A 16592-nucleotide genomic window follows, 5' to 3' on the forward strand; every position below is an offset into this window, starting at 1 on the left:
CGGATCGGCTGATCCGTACCCACATTCCGCATGCTTGCGGCGAGGAAGCCAAGAGGATGAGACCCATCTACAAAGCGGCCTGGTTGGGCCCCTGGGTGGCACGGTCATCATCCATCCTGTACGGGGCGCGCGGCGCGGAGCCGCCTCGCCCTGGTGGCGTGGTCCGGTGCTAGGCCTTCATCACGGCCTGCTCCGGAACAAGGCCGGTGGTGAGATAGCGCCACAGCGCCACGATCAGCTTGCGCGCCAGCGCGACGATGGCGATGCGCTTGGCGCGCTTGCCGGCGTTTTCGGTGCGGGTGCGGAACCAGCGGCTGAGCGCGCTGTCCGGCTGATGGCGCAGCCAGAGCCAGGCCAGTTCGATCGTCTTGTGGCGGGCGCGCCGGTTGCCGGCCTTGCTGATCCCCTGCTCGCGATCGATGCTGCCGCTTTGCCAGGGACTGGGCGCCAATCCGCAATAGCTGGCGACCTCGCGCCGGTTGCGGAAGTCCTTGTAGAACACCTCGTTCACCAGCGTCGCGGCAAACGCCGGGCCGAGCGCCTTGAGCTGCTGCAACTGATCCCGTCGCTTCGCCATCGGCGCCGGCGCCGCGGCGGCTTCCGCCGCGACTTCTGCCGCGACTTCTGTAGCGACTTGGGCCTGCTCCAGCGCCTTGAGCTGGTCGCGCACCAGCATCAGCCGGGCATGCTCGCGCTTCACTTCGGCCAGAAGCTGCGGCGGCAGCGGCTGCCCTTGCCAGTCCCGCTGCTGCTCCAGCCAGGCGAGCCAGGTCCGTCGTCGCAAGGTGCCGGCCGCCATGCCCAACAGGCGCAGCAGCGCCTTGATCCGGTTGGTGTGCCCCGTCTGCTCCTTCACCAGTCGTTCGCGTTCGCGGCTGGCGCGCCGGGCGTCCTCCTCGGCCACGCTCGGCACCCGGACGATCCGCACCACCCGCGGCTCGCCTCGCAAATGAGCCATCAAGGTGCGCAGCAGAAGCTCGCCATCGATCCGGTCTGTCTTCGCCCGCCGCGCCCGTTGCTCCACCGCGATGCTCGCCGGGTCGAAGATGAAGTTGGTGATCCCAGCCGCCGCGAGCAGCCGGTGCAGCCAGAAGCCGTCATAGCCAGCCTCGTAGCAGCTCACCACCCGCGGCGCCGCTCCAAGCTTCGCAGTCGCCCGGGCCTTGACCTGCTCGATCAGCGCCAGCAGCCCGGCGTGATCGCCGCCTTCCAGCTTGTGGCGCGATATCCGGTCCCGATCCGGACTGTGCAGCGTCACCAGCCACGTCTTCTGACTCAGTTCGATCGCAACGAAAATCGTGCCACAATGCCCGGCGGTGGGCGTGTTCTTGGTCAATGCTTGCATCAGACTCTCCGATGGTTCGAGTGTGGAAACCCAAACCTACCGGAAAGGGCGCGCTCACCGCCCCATGGAATCTACGAATCCTCAATACTCAATCCCCAGTTCGTCATACAACCGGCGGAAGACCGCCGGCAGCGTCTCCGGAAGATCTTCCGCGATCAGGCCCGGCCCGGCTTCCACTGCGGCTTCACCGTGCATCCAGGCGCCGATGCTGGCGGCCTCGAAGGCAGGCACGCCTTGCGCCAATAGCCCCGCGATGATGCCGGACAAGACGTCGCCGGCGCCGGCGGTGGCGAGCCATGGCGGCGCGTTGGAGGCGATGGTGGCGCGGCCATCGGGCGCGGCGACTACCGTGTCCGGTCCCTTCAGCAATACCACCGCGCCCGAGCGCTCGGCGGAGGCGCGCACGCGCTCGAGCTTGGAGCGGCCGGGATGCTTGTTGCTGATGTCGCTGAAGAGCCGCGGGAACTCGCCTTCATGCGGCGTCAGCACGACCGACGCGCCGTCCGATGCCTTGATCGCCTCGAACAACCGCTCCGGCGCATCGGCAAAGCTTGTCAGCGCATCAGCATCCAGCACCAGGTTGCGCTTCGCCGCGAGCGCGGTGTGGACGAAATCGCGCGTGCGCGGACCGGCGCCGGCACCGGGCCCGATCACGCTGGTGTTCAACCGCCTGTCGTTCAACAAATCCGCGAACTGGATCGCGTTGTCGACGGCGCGCACCATCACCGCCGTCAGCGCCGCGGCGTTCACCGCGAGGGCGTCGCTCGGCGAGGCCAGCGTCACCAGGCCCGCCCCTGCCCGCAGCGCGCCACGCGCGGCAAGCCGCGAGGCGCCGGTCGCGGCGATGTCGCCGGAGACGGCAAGGACGTGGCCGCGGGAATATTTGTGGCCGTCGATCTTCGGCACCGGAAACGCGTGCTGCCAGGTCGACGGAACGTTCTCGAAGGTCGCGGGGCGGATTTCCTCGAGCACCTTCGGATCGATGCCGATGTCGGCGACGCGCACCCGGCCGCAATGCACCCTGCCCGGCAGCAAGAGATGCGCCGGCTTGCGGCGGAAGAAGGTCACGGTCTCGGTGGCGCGGATCGCAATCCCCATCGGGGCGCCGGTGGTACCGTTGATGCCACTCGGCAGGTCGACGGCAAGCACCGGCGTGCCATGGGCGTTGACCGCCTCGATCATGTCATAGGGTTCGCCCTTCACCGGCCGGTCGAGCCCGGCGCCGAACAGCGCATCGATGATCAGGGCGGGCTTGCCGATCGCCTGCGGGTTGAACGGCAGCACCGGATATTTCCAGCCGCGTGCAGCGAGCGCCGCGTCGCCCTTCAGGCTGTCGCGCTCGCACAACAGGATGACCGAGACCTCCCGCCCCCGTGCGGCGAGTTCGGCGGCAGCGACAAAGCCATCGCCGCCATTGTTGCCGCGGCCCGCCACCACCAGGATCGGCCCCTCCTCGACCAGGTCCATGGCCGCTTCGGCGACCGCCTGGCCTGCGCTCATCATCAGCGCAAAGCCGGGGGTCCCGCCGGCAATGGTCAGCCGATCGGCGCGTTCCATTTCAGCCGTGGTCAGGACTTCCATGCTGAATCCTCAATCTATCAGCCTTTTCGACAGGCATCTCGGGCGGCTCGCGTCGATCTTCCGCCGCTGATTGCACACCAATTCATCCGTTTGCCTATTTCGCAGGCTTCGGTATCATGGGGCGCTTGGTCGAACCTTGTCTGTCTGCCCGTTAAAAGGCTGATAACATTCCGAAATCAGGGACATTTACAACTTGGCATAGACCCTGCTTTTGAGGAAGCCGCTCAGACGGCCGCCCCGTACGGCCATGATGGGCGCTTCCGGCTCCGCCGGAGTTGACGGATCGAACTGATTGCGCCACGCGCATCGAACCTATCTGCACGTTGTATTCTGGAAATGCCCGGGAGGCCCTCAGTGAAGAAAATCGAAGCCATCATCAAGCCGTTCAAGCTCGACGAGGTGAAAGAGGCGCTTCAGGAAGTCGGACTTCAGGGCATCACGGTAACGGAAGCCAAGGGGTTTGGACGGCAGAAGGGTCACGCGGAGCTTTATCGCGGCGCGGAATACATCGTCGACTTCCTGCCCAAGGTGAAGATCGAGATCGTGATTGGCGATGAACTGGTCGAGAAGGCGATCGATGCGATCCGCCGCGCGGCGCAGACCGGCCGGATCGGCGACGGCAAGATCTTCGTTTCCAACATCGAGGAAGCGATCCGCATTCGGACCGGAGAATCCGGGCTGGACGCTATTTAGGCCGGGTGCTATCCGGAATCTTGCGACCCAAGAATAGAATAAGGCTGCCTTTGGCGGCCTGATTTCGTTTGCGTCATCGCACAAATTCGCCAAAAGCGAGAATAACGTCGCTCACCTGGAACCGACCCGCAAAGTCAAAAGGGATACTCATGAAGACCGCCAAAGACGTCCTGAAATCGATCAAGGACAACGACGTCAAATACGTCGATCTTCGCTTCACCGACCCGCGCGGCAAGTGGCAGCACGTGACCTTCGACGTCAGCATGATCGAAGAGGACACCTTCGCCGAGGGCCAGATGTTCGACGGCTCCTCGATCGCCGGCTGGAAGGCGATCAACGAGTCCGACATGTGCCTGATGCCCGATCCCGTCACCGCGACGATCGACCCGTTCTTCGCCGAAACGACCATGGTCATCATCTGCGATGTGCTGGAGCCGACCACCGGCGAGCCCTACAACCGCGATCCGCGCGGCATGGCGAAGAAGGCGGAAGCCATGGTGAAGTCGATGGGCATCGGCGACACCGTCTATTTCGGCCCCGAGGCCGAGTTCTTCGTGTTCGACGACGTCCGCTTCTCCTCCACGCCGTACAACACCGGCTTCCGGCTCGACTCCTCGGAGCTGCCGACCAATTCCGACACCGAATATGAAGGCGGCAATCTCGGCCACCGCATCCGCACCAAGGGCGGCTATTTCCCGGTGCCGCCGCAGGACTCGGTGCAGGACATGCGCTCGGAGATGCTCGGCGCCATGGCCAAGATGGGCGTCAAGGTCGAGAAGCATCACCACGAGGTCGCTTCCGCCCAGCACGAGCTCGGCATGAAGTTCGACACCATGACGCTGATGGCCGACCAGATGCAGATCTACAAATACTGCATCCACCAGGTCGCGCACATCTACGGCAAGACCGCCACCTTCATGCCGAAGCCGGTCTACGGCGACAACGGCTCGGGCATGCACTGCCACCAGTCGATCTGGAAGGAAGGCAAGCCGGTGTTCGCCGGCAACAAGTATTCCGACCTCTCGGAGACCTGCCTCTCCTACATTGCCGGCATCATCAAGCACGCCAAGGCGATCAACGCCTTCACCAACCCGTCCACCAACTCCTACAAGCGCCTGGTGCCGGGCTATGAAGCCCCCGTGCTGCTCGCCTACTCCGCGCGCAACCGCTCGGCCTCCTGCCGCATCCCCTACACGGCTTCGCCGAAGGCCAAGCGCGTCGAGGTCCGCTTCCCCGATCCGATGGCCAATCCCTATCTCGGCTTCGCCGCGATGCTGATGGCCGGCCTCGACGGCGTCAAGAACAAGCTCGATCCGGGCCCGGCGATGGACAAGGACCTCTACGACCTGCCGAAGGAAGAGCTGAAGCAGATCCCGACGGTGTGCGGCAGCCTGCGCGAGGCGCTCGAAAACCTCGACAAGGACCGCGCCTTCCTGAAAGCCGGCGGCGTGTTCGACGACGACTTCATCGACGCCTATATCGAGCTCAAGATGACCGAAGTCGAGCGCTTCGAAATGACCCCGCACCCGGTCGAATTCGACATGTACTATTCGCAGTGAGCTCTCACTGCCGCGACGCTACGAAAGGCGCTCCACACGGAGCGCCTTTTTGTTTTCCCGTCATTGCGAGCTGCGTTCCCGTCATTGCGAGCGGAGCGAAGCAATCCATCGCGCCGCTTGCTGAGACATGGATTGCTTCGCTCAGCTCGCAATGACGATGCGGCTAGCTAGGGAACGATACCTCGGCAGGCCCACGCGACGTTCGCAAATGACCTCGGGCCGTCGGGCCGGCCGGCCTCGTAGGCATCGCGCACGGCGGCGCCGGTGCGCGCTCGCTCCGCAGCGTCGAGCGTCGCCATATATTTGCCGAGCGGCCCTTCGCCTGCAGCAATCGGCGCCCAGTAGTCGTCGAAGCTGCCGTAATCCATGCGGATCATCAGCTCCACTTCCGTTACGTCCGCGAGCCCCTGTTCGACAAAAGTCCGTTTCATCTCGCCCGGCTGCATCATCGGCTGGAAACAGTAGCGAGCGCGCAGCTCGCGCCCGGCTTCGCTGAGTGCCGCCACCGTGTCGACCATCATGCGCATGCCGGGCATGCCGCCGAGATGATCCCACACGGAGGCCGCGACCACGCCGCCCGACCGAACGACGCGGCGCATCTCGGCGACTGCTTTGCCGGCTTCGGGAACGAAGTGCAGCACCAGCAGCGCCAAGGCCCGATCGAACGTGCGATCCTCGAACGGCAGAGCACAGGCATCCGCCTGCCGGATATTTATTCGCGGGTCGGTGTTGCGCCGGACGGCTTCCTCGACAAACACCGGCGAATAGTCGATCGCGGCAATCTCGCTGAGGTCGGCGGCCCGGGCGAGCGCGAAGGTCAGGCTGCCGGTCCCGCAGCCAACGTCGAGGACCCTTTCACCGTCGGCAACCCCCGCGAAGTCAATGAACAGCGGCGCGAGCCTTTGACTCCAGCGCCCCATGAGTTGCTCATAGCCGGCAGCATTGCGGACGTTGAATTCCGAGGTCATCGAAGCCTCCGTACGCTCGGCAAATGCTAGACCTCGAGCGGGTGGTTGCCAAGACGCCAAAGCACCGCATTACCAGGGCAGCCGCTCATGGCGCCCCTCAGGGCGTGCGTGGTCATTCCAATCGTTGCACGAACGTCCGCTGCGAGAAGACCCAGGCCGGTCCGGGCCGACTGAACGTCCGACGATAACAGTAGCGTATTCGAGTCCTCAGCTTACGCCGCCGAGCAGCGACGAACTGGAGTCACGTCGGATAGCTGCAGTGAACCGGACATCGATGGGCGTCCGCCCACACCGTCACGTTTGTCCCAAAGTGGCCTCCAGAAGAGCGCAATTCGAATCTCGTCTAGCGCGCCATTCTACGCCAGAGCACGCTATCGCCCACAAGAAGCGCCTATCCTGCGCGGGCGTCGCGGCTGCTTACGCGGCCGACCTTCGGCCGCGCGTTCGCGGCGGTGCGATCAGGGCTTCCGCCGGAATGTCCCACTCGCGGTGCAGCTTCCAGGCCATTCGCATCGTAAGAGGGCGCTTCCTGGTCAGGATGTCCGACGCGCGTTGGCGCGAGCCGAGCAAACGGCCGAGATCCGCTTGGGTATAGCCGCTCGTCTCCATGCGATAACGAATCGCATCGATCGTGTCAGGCGGCTCGATCGGCCAGCGCTTACGCTCATAGTCCTCGATGATCAGTGCGAGGAGATCGAAGCGGTCGGCCTCCGGTGTGCCCGGCTTTGGTTCGTTTTCGAAGTATCGTTCGATCTCGTTGAGCGCCGTATCATAGTCGGCTTCAGAGCGAATCGGACGGATCAATTTTTTCGCCATGATACGGTCTCCGGATCGATGCGGTCGTATTCTGAATGAGTGCCGATGAACTTCACGAGCACGCGGCCGAAAGCATATGACACGTGAACGATCAGCCGATATCTGTTGTCGCCGAGATCGAAGATAACTCGGTTGTCGCCCACGAAATCGACCGTGCTTCCGAACTGCCGCTTTATCTCGGCTGGGTTGGCCCAATGCGCCTTGGCCGCAATGGCGAACCACGCCCGAGTTGGGCCTTCGGCATGCGGGTGTCGCGCCCAAAATTCTCTCAGAGCGCGAAGGGCGATCACCTGCATGGCGAAATTATATCATGTCACCAATCTGGTGACAGCCCGGCCGGCCGCGATTCCCGAACTCCGAAATCGTAGGGCCAAGAGGGCTCGATCGAGCGGCCGGGGGAGACAGCGAACCAGCGCGCGTATCATCATAGTGCGACGGCGAAGCAATAGTGCCCATCTTCGTCGGCCGTGGCGCGCCAAAATTCATCGGTCTCTTGAGACGTTCGATTTGTGATGACTTTTCTTCTAATCGTCATCGCGCTCTATCTTCTGTTTGAGCACAAGACCGGTGCCCGCTTCTCCGGGTCATGCTCTAAATATTTCGCGAACTTGCCCGACTTTCGCGCGTTACCGAGTCGGAACTCGGCCAGGTCGGTGTCCTCCCGGGTTAGGCTTGCCAGTCACGAGGGGGGCTACCTGTTCCATCGGTAAAGGAAAAACTACATTGCTTCGTGCGTTTCTGATCGGCAGTCCAGGTGCTGCGGAAGACCGCCAGCCGCTCGTTGTCGACGAGCAGGAGGTCAAGCGCGCTGTTGGTGCCACCGCGATGGGCAACGCGATGGAGTGGTTCGACTTCGGCATCTACAGTTACCTCGCGGTTGTTCTCGGCAAGGTCTTCTTTCCCGCCAGCGGCGACGGATTGATGTATAGCCTGGCCGCATTCGCAGTCGCCTTCCTGGTCCGACCGATCGGTGGGTTCTTCTTCGGAATGCTCGGTGACCGGATAGGTCGCCGCGGCGTACTCGCCGCGACGATCATCGCGATGGCGGCGGCCACCTTCTCGATCGGCTTGATCCCGAGCTACACGTCGATCGGCATCTGGTCGCCTATTCTGCTCTACGCCGCGCGACTGGTGCAGGGCTTCTCCACCGGCGGTGAGTACAGCGGTGCCTGCACATTCGTCGCCGAGTTCGCACCCGATCGGCAACGCGGCTTCCTCGCATCGTTCCTGGAAGTCGGCACCATCTCCGGATTCGTCGCGGGAGCGGCGCTGGTCACCGGTCTGACGGCGGCGCTCGGGGACACCGGGATGGAGTCATGGGGCTGGAGGGTGCCGTTCCTGCTTGCTGGTCCGCTTGGGGTCATTGGACTCTATCTGCGGCTGAGGCTCTCGGAGACACCAGCGTTCGCCTCAATGGATGAACAGGCGCATGCGCGGTCCGGCGGGAGCCGATTGCACGACATCGTCATCAAGCACGGTCGAGTCTTTCTGCTCTGCATGGCCGTGGTGCTGGCGCTCAACGTCACCAATTACCTGGTGCTGACCTACATGCCGAACTACCTGTCGGGGACACTTGGTTACGACACCACGCACAGCCTCTTCCTCAACCTGCTGACCATGCTGGTGATGTTGGCGGCGATCCCGTTCGTAGGGTGGCTGGGCGATCGGATCGGGCGACGTCCAGTGCTGCTCGCAGCCTGCGTCGGCTACTTGGCGCTGTCGTTGCCGGCGCTATGGCTGCTGCAACAGGGTTACATCGTGGCGATCCTGGCGGGACTCCTGACCCTCGGCCTGTGCCAGACGCTCTTCATCGGGACGACACCGTCGACGTTGCCGGCCATGTTCCCGACGGAGATCCGCTACGGCGGGCTGTCGATCGCATACAACGTGTCGGCCTCACTGTTCGGCGGAACCGCACCGTTGCTGGCGGAGTGGCTGGTGCGCACCACTGGCAACGATGACATGCCTGCCTACTACGCGATGCTGGCAGCGCTAATCGGGCTACTTGCCGTGCTGCTCATGCACGAGACGTCCGGGCAGCCGCTGGAGGGATCGGCGCCGACCATTAGCACCGACGAAGCCTACGGCCTGCAAACCGCTACCGCCATGGCGCAATGAGCGCAGGCCGCCCATCGGGCTGGCGCCATACCTCGACGACATTCACTTTCAAGGGCGGTCGGGCGGGATTGTTCTCCCGGGCCATGCTTCCGAGTGATCAAGTCCTCGAGCCATAGCGACTCATGCAGCCTGCCTTCAATGCGTTTCGATCTGCCGACGTCTCGTTGAAAAGGGTTTTCTCGACCCGGCTGGTTGTAGGCCTTCGGAGGTGACATCGTGTGCAAGCCGAACAGCGACGAAGCCGCTGTCACGTCGGATAGCTGCAGTGAACCGGACATCGATGCGCGTCCGTCCCACCGTCACTTTGACCCTAAGCTGACTTCCCCGGTGAGACGGCCGCCGTACGCCCAAGTAGAACGATCATCGCAGCCATCAACTGGATGCAAGCGACAATCCCGAACGGCAGTACATAGCCCGAGGTTGCATCGCGCAAGGCCCCGACGATGGCTGGCGCGAACGCAAAGACTGCTTGATTGATGGCGACGATCAGGGCAACCACTGTCACCACATCCTCGCGATTGAATTCCTTCTGCGCGATCAATGGCGGGAGAGACGTTAGGTTGCCGATGCCCAGTCCGAAAACGACGCAGCCAAGTGTCAGTAAGACCCATCCGTTGCCAAAGATAAGCAGCAAGACTCCTGCGATCTGAACAGCGAAGTTGATAGCTGCCACGATCCGCCGGTCATGATCTCCGATCCACCATCCCGCCAGAGTCCGCCCGGTCACGGCACCTACCGTCGCCAGGCTGAGAAGCAGGCCTGCACTTGTCGCACCGACGTCGGGTGTCAGCCGGACGATCAAGTGTGAGAGGAGGCCGATCTGCGCGAACAGGCCAAGTGCAAACGCTGCCGAAAGCGTGAGAAACCGCGGCATCCGAACAATCTCGGACCGGGATAGTTTCGGCCTCGGCTTCGCGATAGCCGTAGGCGCTCCGCCGCCATCGGGGGCGAGACCAAGGTTGGTGGGAGACAGCTTGAAGTATCTGGTGGAGAGCCACGCTATGATGACGACAGCGACAACAGAGACGGACAGCGCAGCGGTCTGGAAGCCAAGCCGATCAATCAAGAAGACCCACAGCGGCACGAACAGAACACCCCCGACACTTGCGCCATTGAATGCCAGACCCATCGCTTTCGGGCGATCGCGCTCAAACCATCTGGCGACTATGGCGTTCAGGGCTGCCCCGCTGGTCGTGGCCCAACCTGCCGCACTCGGCACAGCCGCCAAGAAGAGTTGCCACGGCTCCCAAGCACCGGACCATCCAGCCAGTCCGATGGCCATCAGAAGAGCACCGCCCAATGTCGTTCCGGCAATTCCGAACCTGTGATGGACTTCTGGCAAATACGCGATCAGGAGTGAACTCAGCAGGAAATGGAACGTAATGGCTGCCGATATTTCCGCGATAGACCATCCGCGCGAGGCGTGCAGAGTCTGAAGGAAGACCGAAGGACCATAGAAGCCGATGCCCCAGGCGAGCACTGCCAGGGTGAAGGCAGCCCATGCCACTGACCAACCGAGAAAGCGCTTTTCGCCACCCATTGTCTCGCTCATTCATGCTGATAGGTTGATGGCGACGTAGCAGTTGGAGCGTATTGTGGCTCGCCGGAATCGGACTCCGTCGTCGGTCTTGACGGACATCGGGGCACTCGATGCCGCAGCATGCGAACGTGCGCGTGTCGGCCGGGACCGGCGCTATGACGGCTTGTTCTTCTCGGGTGTTCGAACGACGAGGATCTACTGCAGACCCGTGTGCCCCGTGCGACCCGCCAAGGCCGAAAACGTGACGTTCTATATTTCGGCAGCGGCAGCCGAGCAGGATGGATTTCGGCCGTGCCTCAGGTGCCGCCCTGAGACCGCGCCGTTCTCTCCAGCGTGGAAAGGCTCACGGACGACAGTTGAGCGCGCCCTACGCCTGATCAGCAATGGCGCACTGGACGATGCGAGTGTCGAAGGGCTGGCGAGACGTCTGGGCATCGGACCGCGGCATCTGTCACGACTGTTCAAGAAGCATCTTGGGGCGAGCCCCGCTCAGGTCGCGCGGACGAGTCGCGTTCAACGAGCGAAGCGTCTCTTGGATGAGACGGATCTTCCGATGACCGAGATTGCGCTTAGATCAGGATTCCGTAGTTTGCGGCGTTTCAACACGGTGTTTGCCGAAGTGTACCAACGCGCACCGACAGCAATCCGGCGTGCGCGCGTGACCAGCTAGCTTGGGAAAGCCGCTCTCCGTCCAACGCCTGGCGGGAGCGAGCAAGCGCGAATCCGCGATCTCTTTCACCTGTGGCGCTATGGATTGCTTCGCACCCCTCGCAATGACTATGTGGTTGCTTTAGGTGCGACAAATCAACCCGACGGGCAAATCACCAAAAGTCTGTCCAGACTCTCAGCGAAAAATATTCCGCTTCCGTCGTCGGGCAAATCAGCACTATGACTCCGCGCGTCTCACCCGAATGAGGGGCGGCTCGCGATCGTCACGAACGTTGCGGTGAGATGCGGTGGACGCGGATGTTGCGAACGACGAACGCAGCTATCCGTGGACGGCGAAGTCGTGTGGTTCTGGCGCCCCGACGCTGGCGCTAAGTTTTTTGCGCGAAGAAGTTCGCGCGAGAGATGACGGTGGCAAGAAAGCCCGGTCACCGGGGAGAGCACGAAGTAAGCCGTAACACCATCGCGCAGGGAAAGCCGGTGTTGCTCCGGTTGACCTGTGGTCCTACCCCCGTGCTTTTTGTTGCACGGGGCCCATGGGTGCAACCGGCACCCGGCTTTCCCTGCGCCCTGCTATCGAGGAGGGTGGAAAGTAACGCAAAGCTCGGGCGCAACGCGCCGCGAGAATGCGGACTCATATCCCTCACACTCCATCGTCATGCCCCGCGAAGGCGGGGTATCCAGTATCCGGCGGCGTTTCAGCGTAAGCACCGTCGCCTCTGGAATACTGGATCATCCGCCTCCGCGGACGATGACAGCGGAGAGCTGTTTGACAATTGAATCAGCGCTCTCCTCGCGTCGTCCCGGCCTTGCGCGCCGCGGCGAAGCCCTTGGCGTAGCCGGGAGCCGAGACCCATAACCACAGGCCTTTGTAGTGTGCTCCGCCGTAACCGCTTGCTCGCGCCACAACATCTCGCTGTGGTTATGGGTCCCGTCTTTCGACGGGACGACAACGGTGCAAGACGAAGGCAACCAGCCAATCCACGTGTCGCAGGCGGTGAGATGGATTGCCCCGCTCCGCTCGCAATCGCTACAACAGCAGCAAAGGCACTACGCCGCCGCGCTCTGCCGCTCGCGCAGCGCCGCGCCGAAGGCCTCAAACAGCTTCCTGTTGATCGGGTTGCGCTGCGGGTCGTACTCCGCATGCCACTGCACGCCGAGCGCAAAGCCCGGCGCGTCGGCAATGCGGATCGCCTCGATGGTGCCGTCCTCGGCGACGCCTTCGATCACGACGCGTTCGCCGGGCTCCAGGATGCCCTGCCCGTGCAGCGAATTGACGCGGATGGTCTCGCAGCCGAGGAGTTTCGCGAACACGCCGCCCGGCGTGAGCTTCACGTCATGACGGTCGGCGAACACGACCAACGGGTCCGGATGGATCTCGCCATTCTCCAGCCGCGGCATGCGATGATTCATGCGCCCGGGCAGTTCGCGGATCTCGGGATGCAGCGAGCCGCCAAAGGCGACGTTCATCTCCTGCAGGCCGCGACAGATGCCGAACAGCGGGATGCCGCGCGCGACGCAGGCTTCCGACATCGCCAGCGCAACCTCGTCACGGTGGATGTCGTAAGGCTCGTGACTAATATGCGGCTCGCAATTGAAGCGGGTCGGGTGGACATTGGCCCGTGCCCCGGTCAGGACCACGCCGTCGACCACATCGAGCAAGGCGCCGACGTCGGTGATTTCAGGCGAACCGGCGAACATCAGCGGAACGGCGTCCGCGACATCGGTGATCGCGCGCAGGTTGCGCTCCCCAACCATCTGAACCGTGAAACGATCTTCGATGCGATGGGCGTTTCCGATCACGCCGACCACGGGCCGCCTCATTGTTCAGTATCTCGCGTAGGAATGATTTTCTATGTTTGTCATGGTTTCAAAGCGATAATGCCCCCGACTCGGCCATTGATCAACATATTATGCTGGCGGAGCACATCGGCGCGGGACGCAGGCGCTGTGGGGTCAGGGGACGAAGCGCGGCGTCGCAGGCTCGGCTGGACGGCATGCCGCCATCTCGCGGGAAGGCTTGACCGGCGGGCAGCGGCAAACCGGCGCACGGCTTGATCCCGGCGGGATTTTGGCGACAAAATGAGGGCAGTCGATGCGCGAAGGAATCAATGTGAGACTACCGGGTGGCGACCGCCTTCAGGCCCGCAACGATATGGCGTGGGCCATCAGCGTCGGCGGCATCGGCATCGTGCTGTTCGCGGCGCTACTTGCGCTCGCCTGGCACTACGCGGCGACGCTGTTCCTGATCTTCGCCGGGGTCCTGCTCGGCGTCGCGCTCAACGCCCTCACCAACCTGCTCGGCCGCGGGCTCAAGCTGCCGCATGCCCTGCGCCTGACCATCGTCTGCCTGGCGCTGGCGGCGCTGTTGTCGGGCGTCGTCTTCCTCGGCGGGGCCACCATCGCGCAGCAGGCTTCTGCGCTGAGCGACACCATCAAGTCGCAACTGGTGAACGTGAAGTCGTTCCTCGAGCAGCACGGCATCGACACCAGCTATCTCGATTTCAGCAACCAGGCTTCCGCACCGACGGAATCGTCGACACCGACGACCCCGGGCGCGGCGGCGACCCACAGTCTTCCCAGCGCCGGCGCCCTCGCCTCCAGCGGCGGCGCGATCATCAGCCAGACCTTCAAGGTGCTGCTCGGCACCGTGAGCGCGGTCGGCAACTTCTTCATCGTGCTGTTTCTCGGGCTCGCCTTCGCCACACAGCCCAGCCTCTACCGCGCCGGGCTGTTGTTCGTGATGCCGGCCAGGCATCGCGAGCAGGCCACCATCATCGTCGACCGTATCGGTGACACGCTGGAGCGCTGGCTGATCGCCCAGATCATCACCATGGCCGCGGTGTTCTTCGTCACCTGGATCGGGCTCTCGATCATCGGCATCCAGAGCTCGTTCATTCTGGGCATCCAGGCCGGCCTGCTCGCCTTCATTCCGACGGTCGGCGCGATCCTCGGGGGATTGATCGTGGTGCTCGCGAGCCTTGCCTCGGGCTGGATCGCGGCGCTCTCCGCCTTCCTGCTGTTCCTGGGCGTGCACGCGATGGAGAGCTACATACTCACCCCGATCATCCAGCGGCAGGCGCTGAATATTCCGCCTGCCACGCTGTTTGCGTTCCAGATCCTGCTCGGGGTGGTGTTCGGCGTCTGGGGGCTCGCGCTTGCGCTCCCCCTGATGGCGATCGCCAAGGTTATGATCGACCACTTCAAGGCCGAGCAGCCGGCTGTGGCGGCGTGAGCGACCTCAGGCCGTGACCACGATCTCGGTATGCTCGACCTCCGGCGGCGCAGCAAAGAACGGCCCGACCAGCGCGCGCCAGGCGGCGAAATCTTCCGAGCCGCGGAAGTCGACGGTGTGGTTCTCCAGCGTCTCCCACTTCGCGACCAGCCGGTAGCGCGACGGCTTCTCGATCGACTTGTGCAGTTCGAACCCCTTGCCGCCCTTGGCGCGCAGAAACAGCGGCCGCGCCTTCTCCACCGCGGCTTCGAAATCCTTTTCGGAGCCGGGCTTGACGTCGATGAGTGCAATTTCGGTGACCATTGAGCTTCTCCCTGGAAAGGGCCCGTCTCTAGCCCAGTCTATGGAAAAGAAAAAGGCGCCTCGCGGCGCCCTCACCGAGACGGGATCTGCTGTCGGCTCAACTGAACACGAGCACCGTGCCGAGGACCATCAACGTGATGCCCACAAACATCAGCATCGGCCAGGGGCTGCGCGGGCGGCCGTAGCGACCTTGGGCGCGGCGCTCGGCAATCAGCGCGGTCTCATATTCGTCCGAGCTCGAGAACAGGCAGCCGAACCCGCCGCGGGCGGTAGCGGCGGCAGCTTCGAGCGACAACAGGGCGGATTGGGCATTGTGAAGGCGGGTCGATTCCATGCCCGGGATGATAGGAATCGAATGGTAAACGGAAGCTTACCGCAACATCTCTCACGCCGCGATCGGCCTCTCGCGCGCCTGCGGTGCGAGGCCGGCGGTCTTGCGCCGCCAGTTCTCCAGCGACAGCGGCAATTCCTCGGCGGCCTCGACGCGGTTACGGCCGCCGCGCTTGGCCTGATAGAGCGCGGTATCGGCGGCTGCCAGCAGCACCTCGAGCTCGGTGCCGGCCGGCCCGCCGGCAACGCCGATGCTGACGGTGGTGTCGACCGGACCTTCGTCGCAGACGATGCCGGAGGCCTGGAAACACTCGCGCACGCGCTCGGCGGCGAGCACGCCCTCCTCCAGCGAACACGGCAGCAGCGCCGCGAATTCCTCGCCGCCAATGCGGCCGGAGAGATCGCTGATGCGGAGGTTGTTGACGACGACCGCCGAGAACAGTTTCAGGATCTCGTCGCCGGCGGGATGGCCGAAGCGGTCGTTGATCGACTTGAAGTGGTCGATATCGAAGATCATCACCGTCACCGGGCGGCCGGCCTCGGCCTCGCGTTCGATCACCCGCGCGCAGGCCTCGGCAAAGCCACGGCGGTTGAACATGCCGGTCAGGGGATCCATCGAAGCCGCCGTCTTGTGCGCGGCCACCTCGCGATCCGATACCAGCATGAAGATCACGAAGACGGTGCCGATCGCATAGAGAATGAGCTCGACCGAGAACACCGTCACCCAGATGCTGTTGCCGAACGCCGCATCATGCGGGCGCAGGAAATTGCCGAGCAGGATCGGCAGCAGCAGCACGCAGCCGTGCAGCACGGGCACCGCGAGTGCAGGCCAGCGCCTCTGCGCCGCGCGTCGCCGCTCGCTCCACAACTCGGCCGCCGTGAGGCACGCATAGATCGCGATGATCGCAGCGCCGATGGTCAGCTTCAGCGCGGGCTGCTCGGGGGGCAGGGTCAGCGCGGCGCCGACCCAGGCGATCGCGCCGAGCACGAGACCGGGGATATTCGGCTTGCGGCCATGGAACACGCGTGCAGCGTTCCAGACCATGCCGCAGGCGATGAAGCCCGCTGCATTCAGCGCCAGCGAGACAATTTCGCCGAGGCTGGAGCCCGCCACGGTCGATGCCGCAACCGCAGCCGCGCCGAGGAGATACGCGCTGCCCCACCACTTCAACGCCGGAATCTTCTCCTGATTGCCGAAGAACAACAACATGACGCCGAGCATTGCGGCCACCATCGTGGCAAACAGATAAAGCGTCGAAATATCGAACGACATGAGCCCCCGCTAGCGCGCGTGTGATGAAAGCGTGTGATGCCACGTTCTCAAGGGCGCGATCCGAAAAGGATGGCGCATCGCTATACCGCTCAAGCTATGCCTGCCGCGTTGGCAATCCGTTTGCGTGCACACAAAACTTTTCAGGAAAAACTGCGACAATTGATG

Annotated in this window: 15 protein-coding genes; 5 read left to right on the top strand and 10 right to left on the bottom strand. The window is 63.5% G+C overall.

Features of this window, described 5'->3' with window-relative positions:
- Window positions 1–169 precede the first annotated feature (169 nt).
- Both ACVJGD_RS08630 and ACVJGD_RS08635 read right to left on the bottom strand, forming a co-directional pair.
- Window positions 170–1345 (bottom strand): IS110 family RNA-guided transposase, encoded by a 1176-nt coding sequence (locus ACVJGD_RS08630; protein WP_456632918.1) that lies wholly within the window; start codon window positions 1343–1345, stop codon window positions 170–172.
- Window positions 1346–1426: 81 nt separating this feature from the next.
- Window positions 1427–2926 (bottom strand): NAD(P)H-hydrate dehydratase, encoded by a 1500-nt coding sequence (locus ACVJGD_RS08635; protein ID WP_456633949.1) that lies wholly within the window; start codon window positions 2924–2926, stop codon window positions 1427–1429.
- 354 nt (window positions 2927–3280) lie between these two features.
- Here ACVJGD_RS08635 and ACVJGD_RS08640 point away from each other — a divergent pair, with 354 nt between their 5' ends.
- Complete coding sequence (locus ACVJGD_RS08640) at window positions 3281–3619, top strand: P-II family nitrogen regulator (RefSeq protein WP_044542445.1); 339 nt, start codon at window positions 3281–3283, stop codon at window positions 3617–3619.
- Between the two features lie 149 nt (window positions 3620–3768).
- Window positions 3769–5178, top strand: coding sequence for a type I glutamate--ammonia ligase (gene glnA, locus ACVJGD_RS08645; protein WP_456633950.1), 1410 nt, complete (start codon window positions 3769–3771; stop codon window positions 5176–5178).
- A gap of 167 nt (window positions 5179–5345) precedes the next feature.
- Here glnA and ACVJGD_RS08650 read toward each other — a convergent pair whose 3' ends face one another.
- From ACVJGD_RS08650 to ACVJGD_RS08660, 3 genes are all read right to left on the bottom strand, one after another.
- Window positions 5346–6146 (bottom strand): class I SAM-dependent methyltransferase, encoded by an 801-nt coding sequence (locus tag ACVJGD_RS08650; RefSeq protein ID WP_456633951.1) that lies wholly within the window; start codon window positions 6144–6146, stop codon window positions 5346–5348.
- Window positions 6147–6563: 417 nt separating this feature from the next.
- Window positions 6564–6962 carry a helix-turn-helix domain-containing protein gene (locus tag ACVJGD_RS08655; protein WP_456633952.1) on the bottom strand — a complete coding sequence of 133 codons (399 nt, stop codon included), beginning with the start codon at window positions 6960–6962 and terminating at the stop codon, window positions 6564–6566.
- Window positions 6947–7258 (bottom strand): type II toxin-antitoxin system HigB family toxin, encoded by a 312-nt coding sequence (locus ACVJGD_RS08660; protein ID WP_456633953.1) that lies wholly within the window; start codon window positions 7256–7258, stop codon window positions 6947–6949. Before ACVJGD_RS08660 ends, ACVJGD_RS08655 begins: the two co-directional genes overlap by 16 nt.
- A gap of 427 nt (window positions 7259–7685) precedes the next feature.
- Between ACVJGD_RS08660 and ACVJGD_RS08665 the strand changes: the two genes are divergently transcribed.
- Window positions 7686–9080, top strand: coding sequence for an MFS transporter (locus ACVJGD_RS08665; RefSeq protein ID WP_456633954.1), 1395 nt, complete (start codon window positions 7686–7688; stop codon window positions 9078–9080).
- Window positions 9081–9390: 310 nt separating this feature from the next.
- Here ACVJGD_RS08665 and ACVJGD_RS08670 read toward each other — a convergent pair whose 3' ends face one another.
- Entirely contained in the window at window positions 9391–10620 is a 1230-nt protein-coding gene (locus ACVJGD_RS08670; RefSeq protein WP_456633955.1) for an MFS transporter, read from the bottom strand.
- 55 nt (window positions 10621–10675) lie between these two features.
- Between ACVJGD_RS08670 and ACVJGD_RS08675 the strand changes: the two genes are divergently transcribed.
- On the top strand, window positions 10676–11290 hold the full coding sequence (locus ACVJGD_RS08675; protein WP_456640210.1) for a bifunctional transcriptional activator/DNA repair enzyme AdaA: 615 nt from the start codon (window positions 10676–10678) through the stop codon (window positions 11288–11290).
- A gap of 1046 nt (window positions 11291–12336) precedes the next feature.
- On the opposite strand, the gene ACVJGD_RS08680 is transcribed toward ACVJGD_RS08675, so the two are convergent.
- Window positions 12337–13110 (bottom strand): gamma-glutamyl-gamma-aminobutyrate hydrolase family protein, encoded by a 774-nt coding sequence (locus ACVJGD_RS08680; RefSeq protein ID WP_456633956.1) that lies wholly within the window; start codon window positions 13108–13110, stop codon window positions 12337–12339.
- A 271-nt stretch (window positions 13111–13381) separates the two neighbouring features.
- Here ACVJGD_RS08680 and ACVJGD_RS08685 point away from each other — a divergent pair, with 271 nt between their 5' ends.
- Window positions 13382–14521: an AI-2E family transporter gene (locus ACVJGD_RS08685; RefSeq protein ID WP_456633957.1), complete on the top strand. Its 1140-nt coding sequence runs from the start codon at window positions 13382–13384 to the stop codon at window positions 14519–14521.
- 6 nt (window positions 14522–14527) lie between these two features.
- Here ACVJGD_RS08685 and ACVJGD_RS08690 read toward each other — a convergent pair whose 3' ends face one another.
- From ACVJGD_RS08690 to ACVJGD_RS08700, 3 genes are all read right to left on the bottom strand, one after another.
- Entirely contained in the window at window positions 14528–14824 is a 297-nt protein-coding gene (locus tag ACVJGD_RS08690) for an antibiotic biosynthesis monooxygenase family protein (protein WP_028162832.1), read from the bottom strand.
- Between the two features lie 97 nt (window positions 14825–14921).
- A complete protein-coding gene (locus ACVJGD_RS08695; protein WP_456633958.1) occupies window positions 14922–15158 on the bottom strand; it encodes a hypothetical protein in 237 nt (78 codons plus the stop codon).
- Between the two features lie 51 nt (window positions 15159–15209).
- Window positions 15210–16427, bottom strand: a complete 1218-nt coding sequence (locus ACVJGD_RS08700; protein WP_456633959.1) for a GGDEF domain-containing protein — start codon at window positions 16425–16427, stop codon at window positions 15210–15212.
- Window positions 16428–16592 lie beyond the last annotated feature (165 nt).

The organism is Bradyrhizobium sp. USDA 10063, from assembly GCF_054063735.1.

Excerpts from the sequence above, each read along its gene's own strand:
- ACVJGD_RS08685 (WP_456633957.1), top strand. The coding sequence starts at position 13,382 with ATGCGCGAAGGAATCAATGTGAGACTACCGGGTGGCGACCGCCTTCAG.
- ACVJGD_RS08660 (WP_456633953.1), bottom strand. The coding sequence starts at position 7,258 with ATGCAGGTGATCGCCCTTCGCGCTCTGAGAGAATTTTGGGCGCGACAC.
- glnA (WP_456633950.1), top strand. The coding sequence starts at position 3,769 with ATGAAGACCGCCAAAGACGTCCTGAAATCGATCAAGGACAACGACGTC.
- ACVJGD_RS08690 (WP_028162832.1), bottom strand. The coding sequence starts at position 14,824 with ATGGTCACCGAAATTGCACTCATCGACGTCAAGCCCGGCTCCGAAAAG.
- ACVJGD_RS08700 (WP_456633959.1), bottom strand. The coding sequence starts at position 16,427 with ATGTCGTTCGATATTTCGACGCTTTATCTGTTTGCCACGATGGTGGCC.
- ACVJGD_RS08695 (WP_456633958.1), bottom strand. The coding sequence starts at position 15,158 with ATGGAATCGACCCGCCTTCACAATGCCCAATCCGCCCTGTTGTCGCTC.
- ACVJGD_RS08650 (WP_456633951.1), bottom strand. The coding sequence starts at position 6,146 with ATGACCTCGGAATTCAACGTCCGCAATGCTGCCGGCTATGAGCAACTC.
- ACVJGD_RS08670 (WP_456633955.1), bottom strand. The coding sequence starts at position 10,620 with ATGGGTGGCGAAAAGCGCTTTCTCGGTTGGTCAGTGGCATGGGCTGCC.
- ACVJGD_RS08635 (WP_456633949.1), bottom strand. The coding sequence starts at position 2,926 with ATGGAAGTCCTGACCACGGCTGAAATGGAACGCGCCGATCGGCTGACC.
- ACVJGD_RS08630 (WP_456632918.1), bottom strand. The coding sequence starts at position 1,345 with ATGCAAGCATTGACCAAGAACACGCCCACCGCCGGGCATTGTGGCACG.
- ACVJGD_RS08680 (WP_456633956.1), bottom strand. The coding sequence starts at position 13,110 with ATGAGGCGGCCCGTGGTCGGCGTGATCGGAAACGCCCATCGCATCGAA.
- ACVJGD_RS08655 (WP_456633952.1), bottom strand. The coding sequence starts at position 6,962 with ATGGCGAAAAAATTGATCCGTCCGATTCGCTCTGAAGCCGACTATGAT.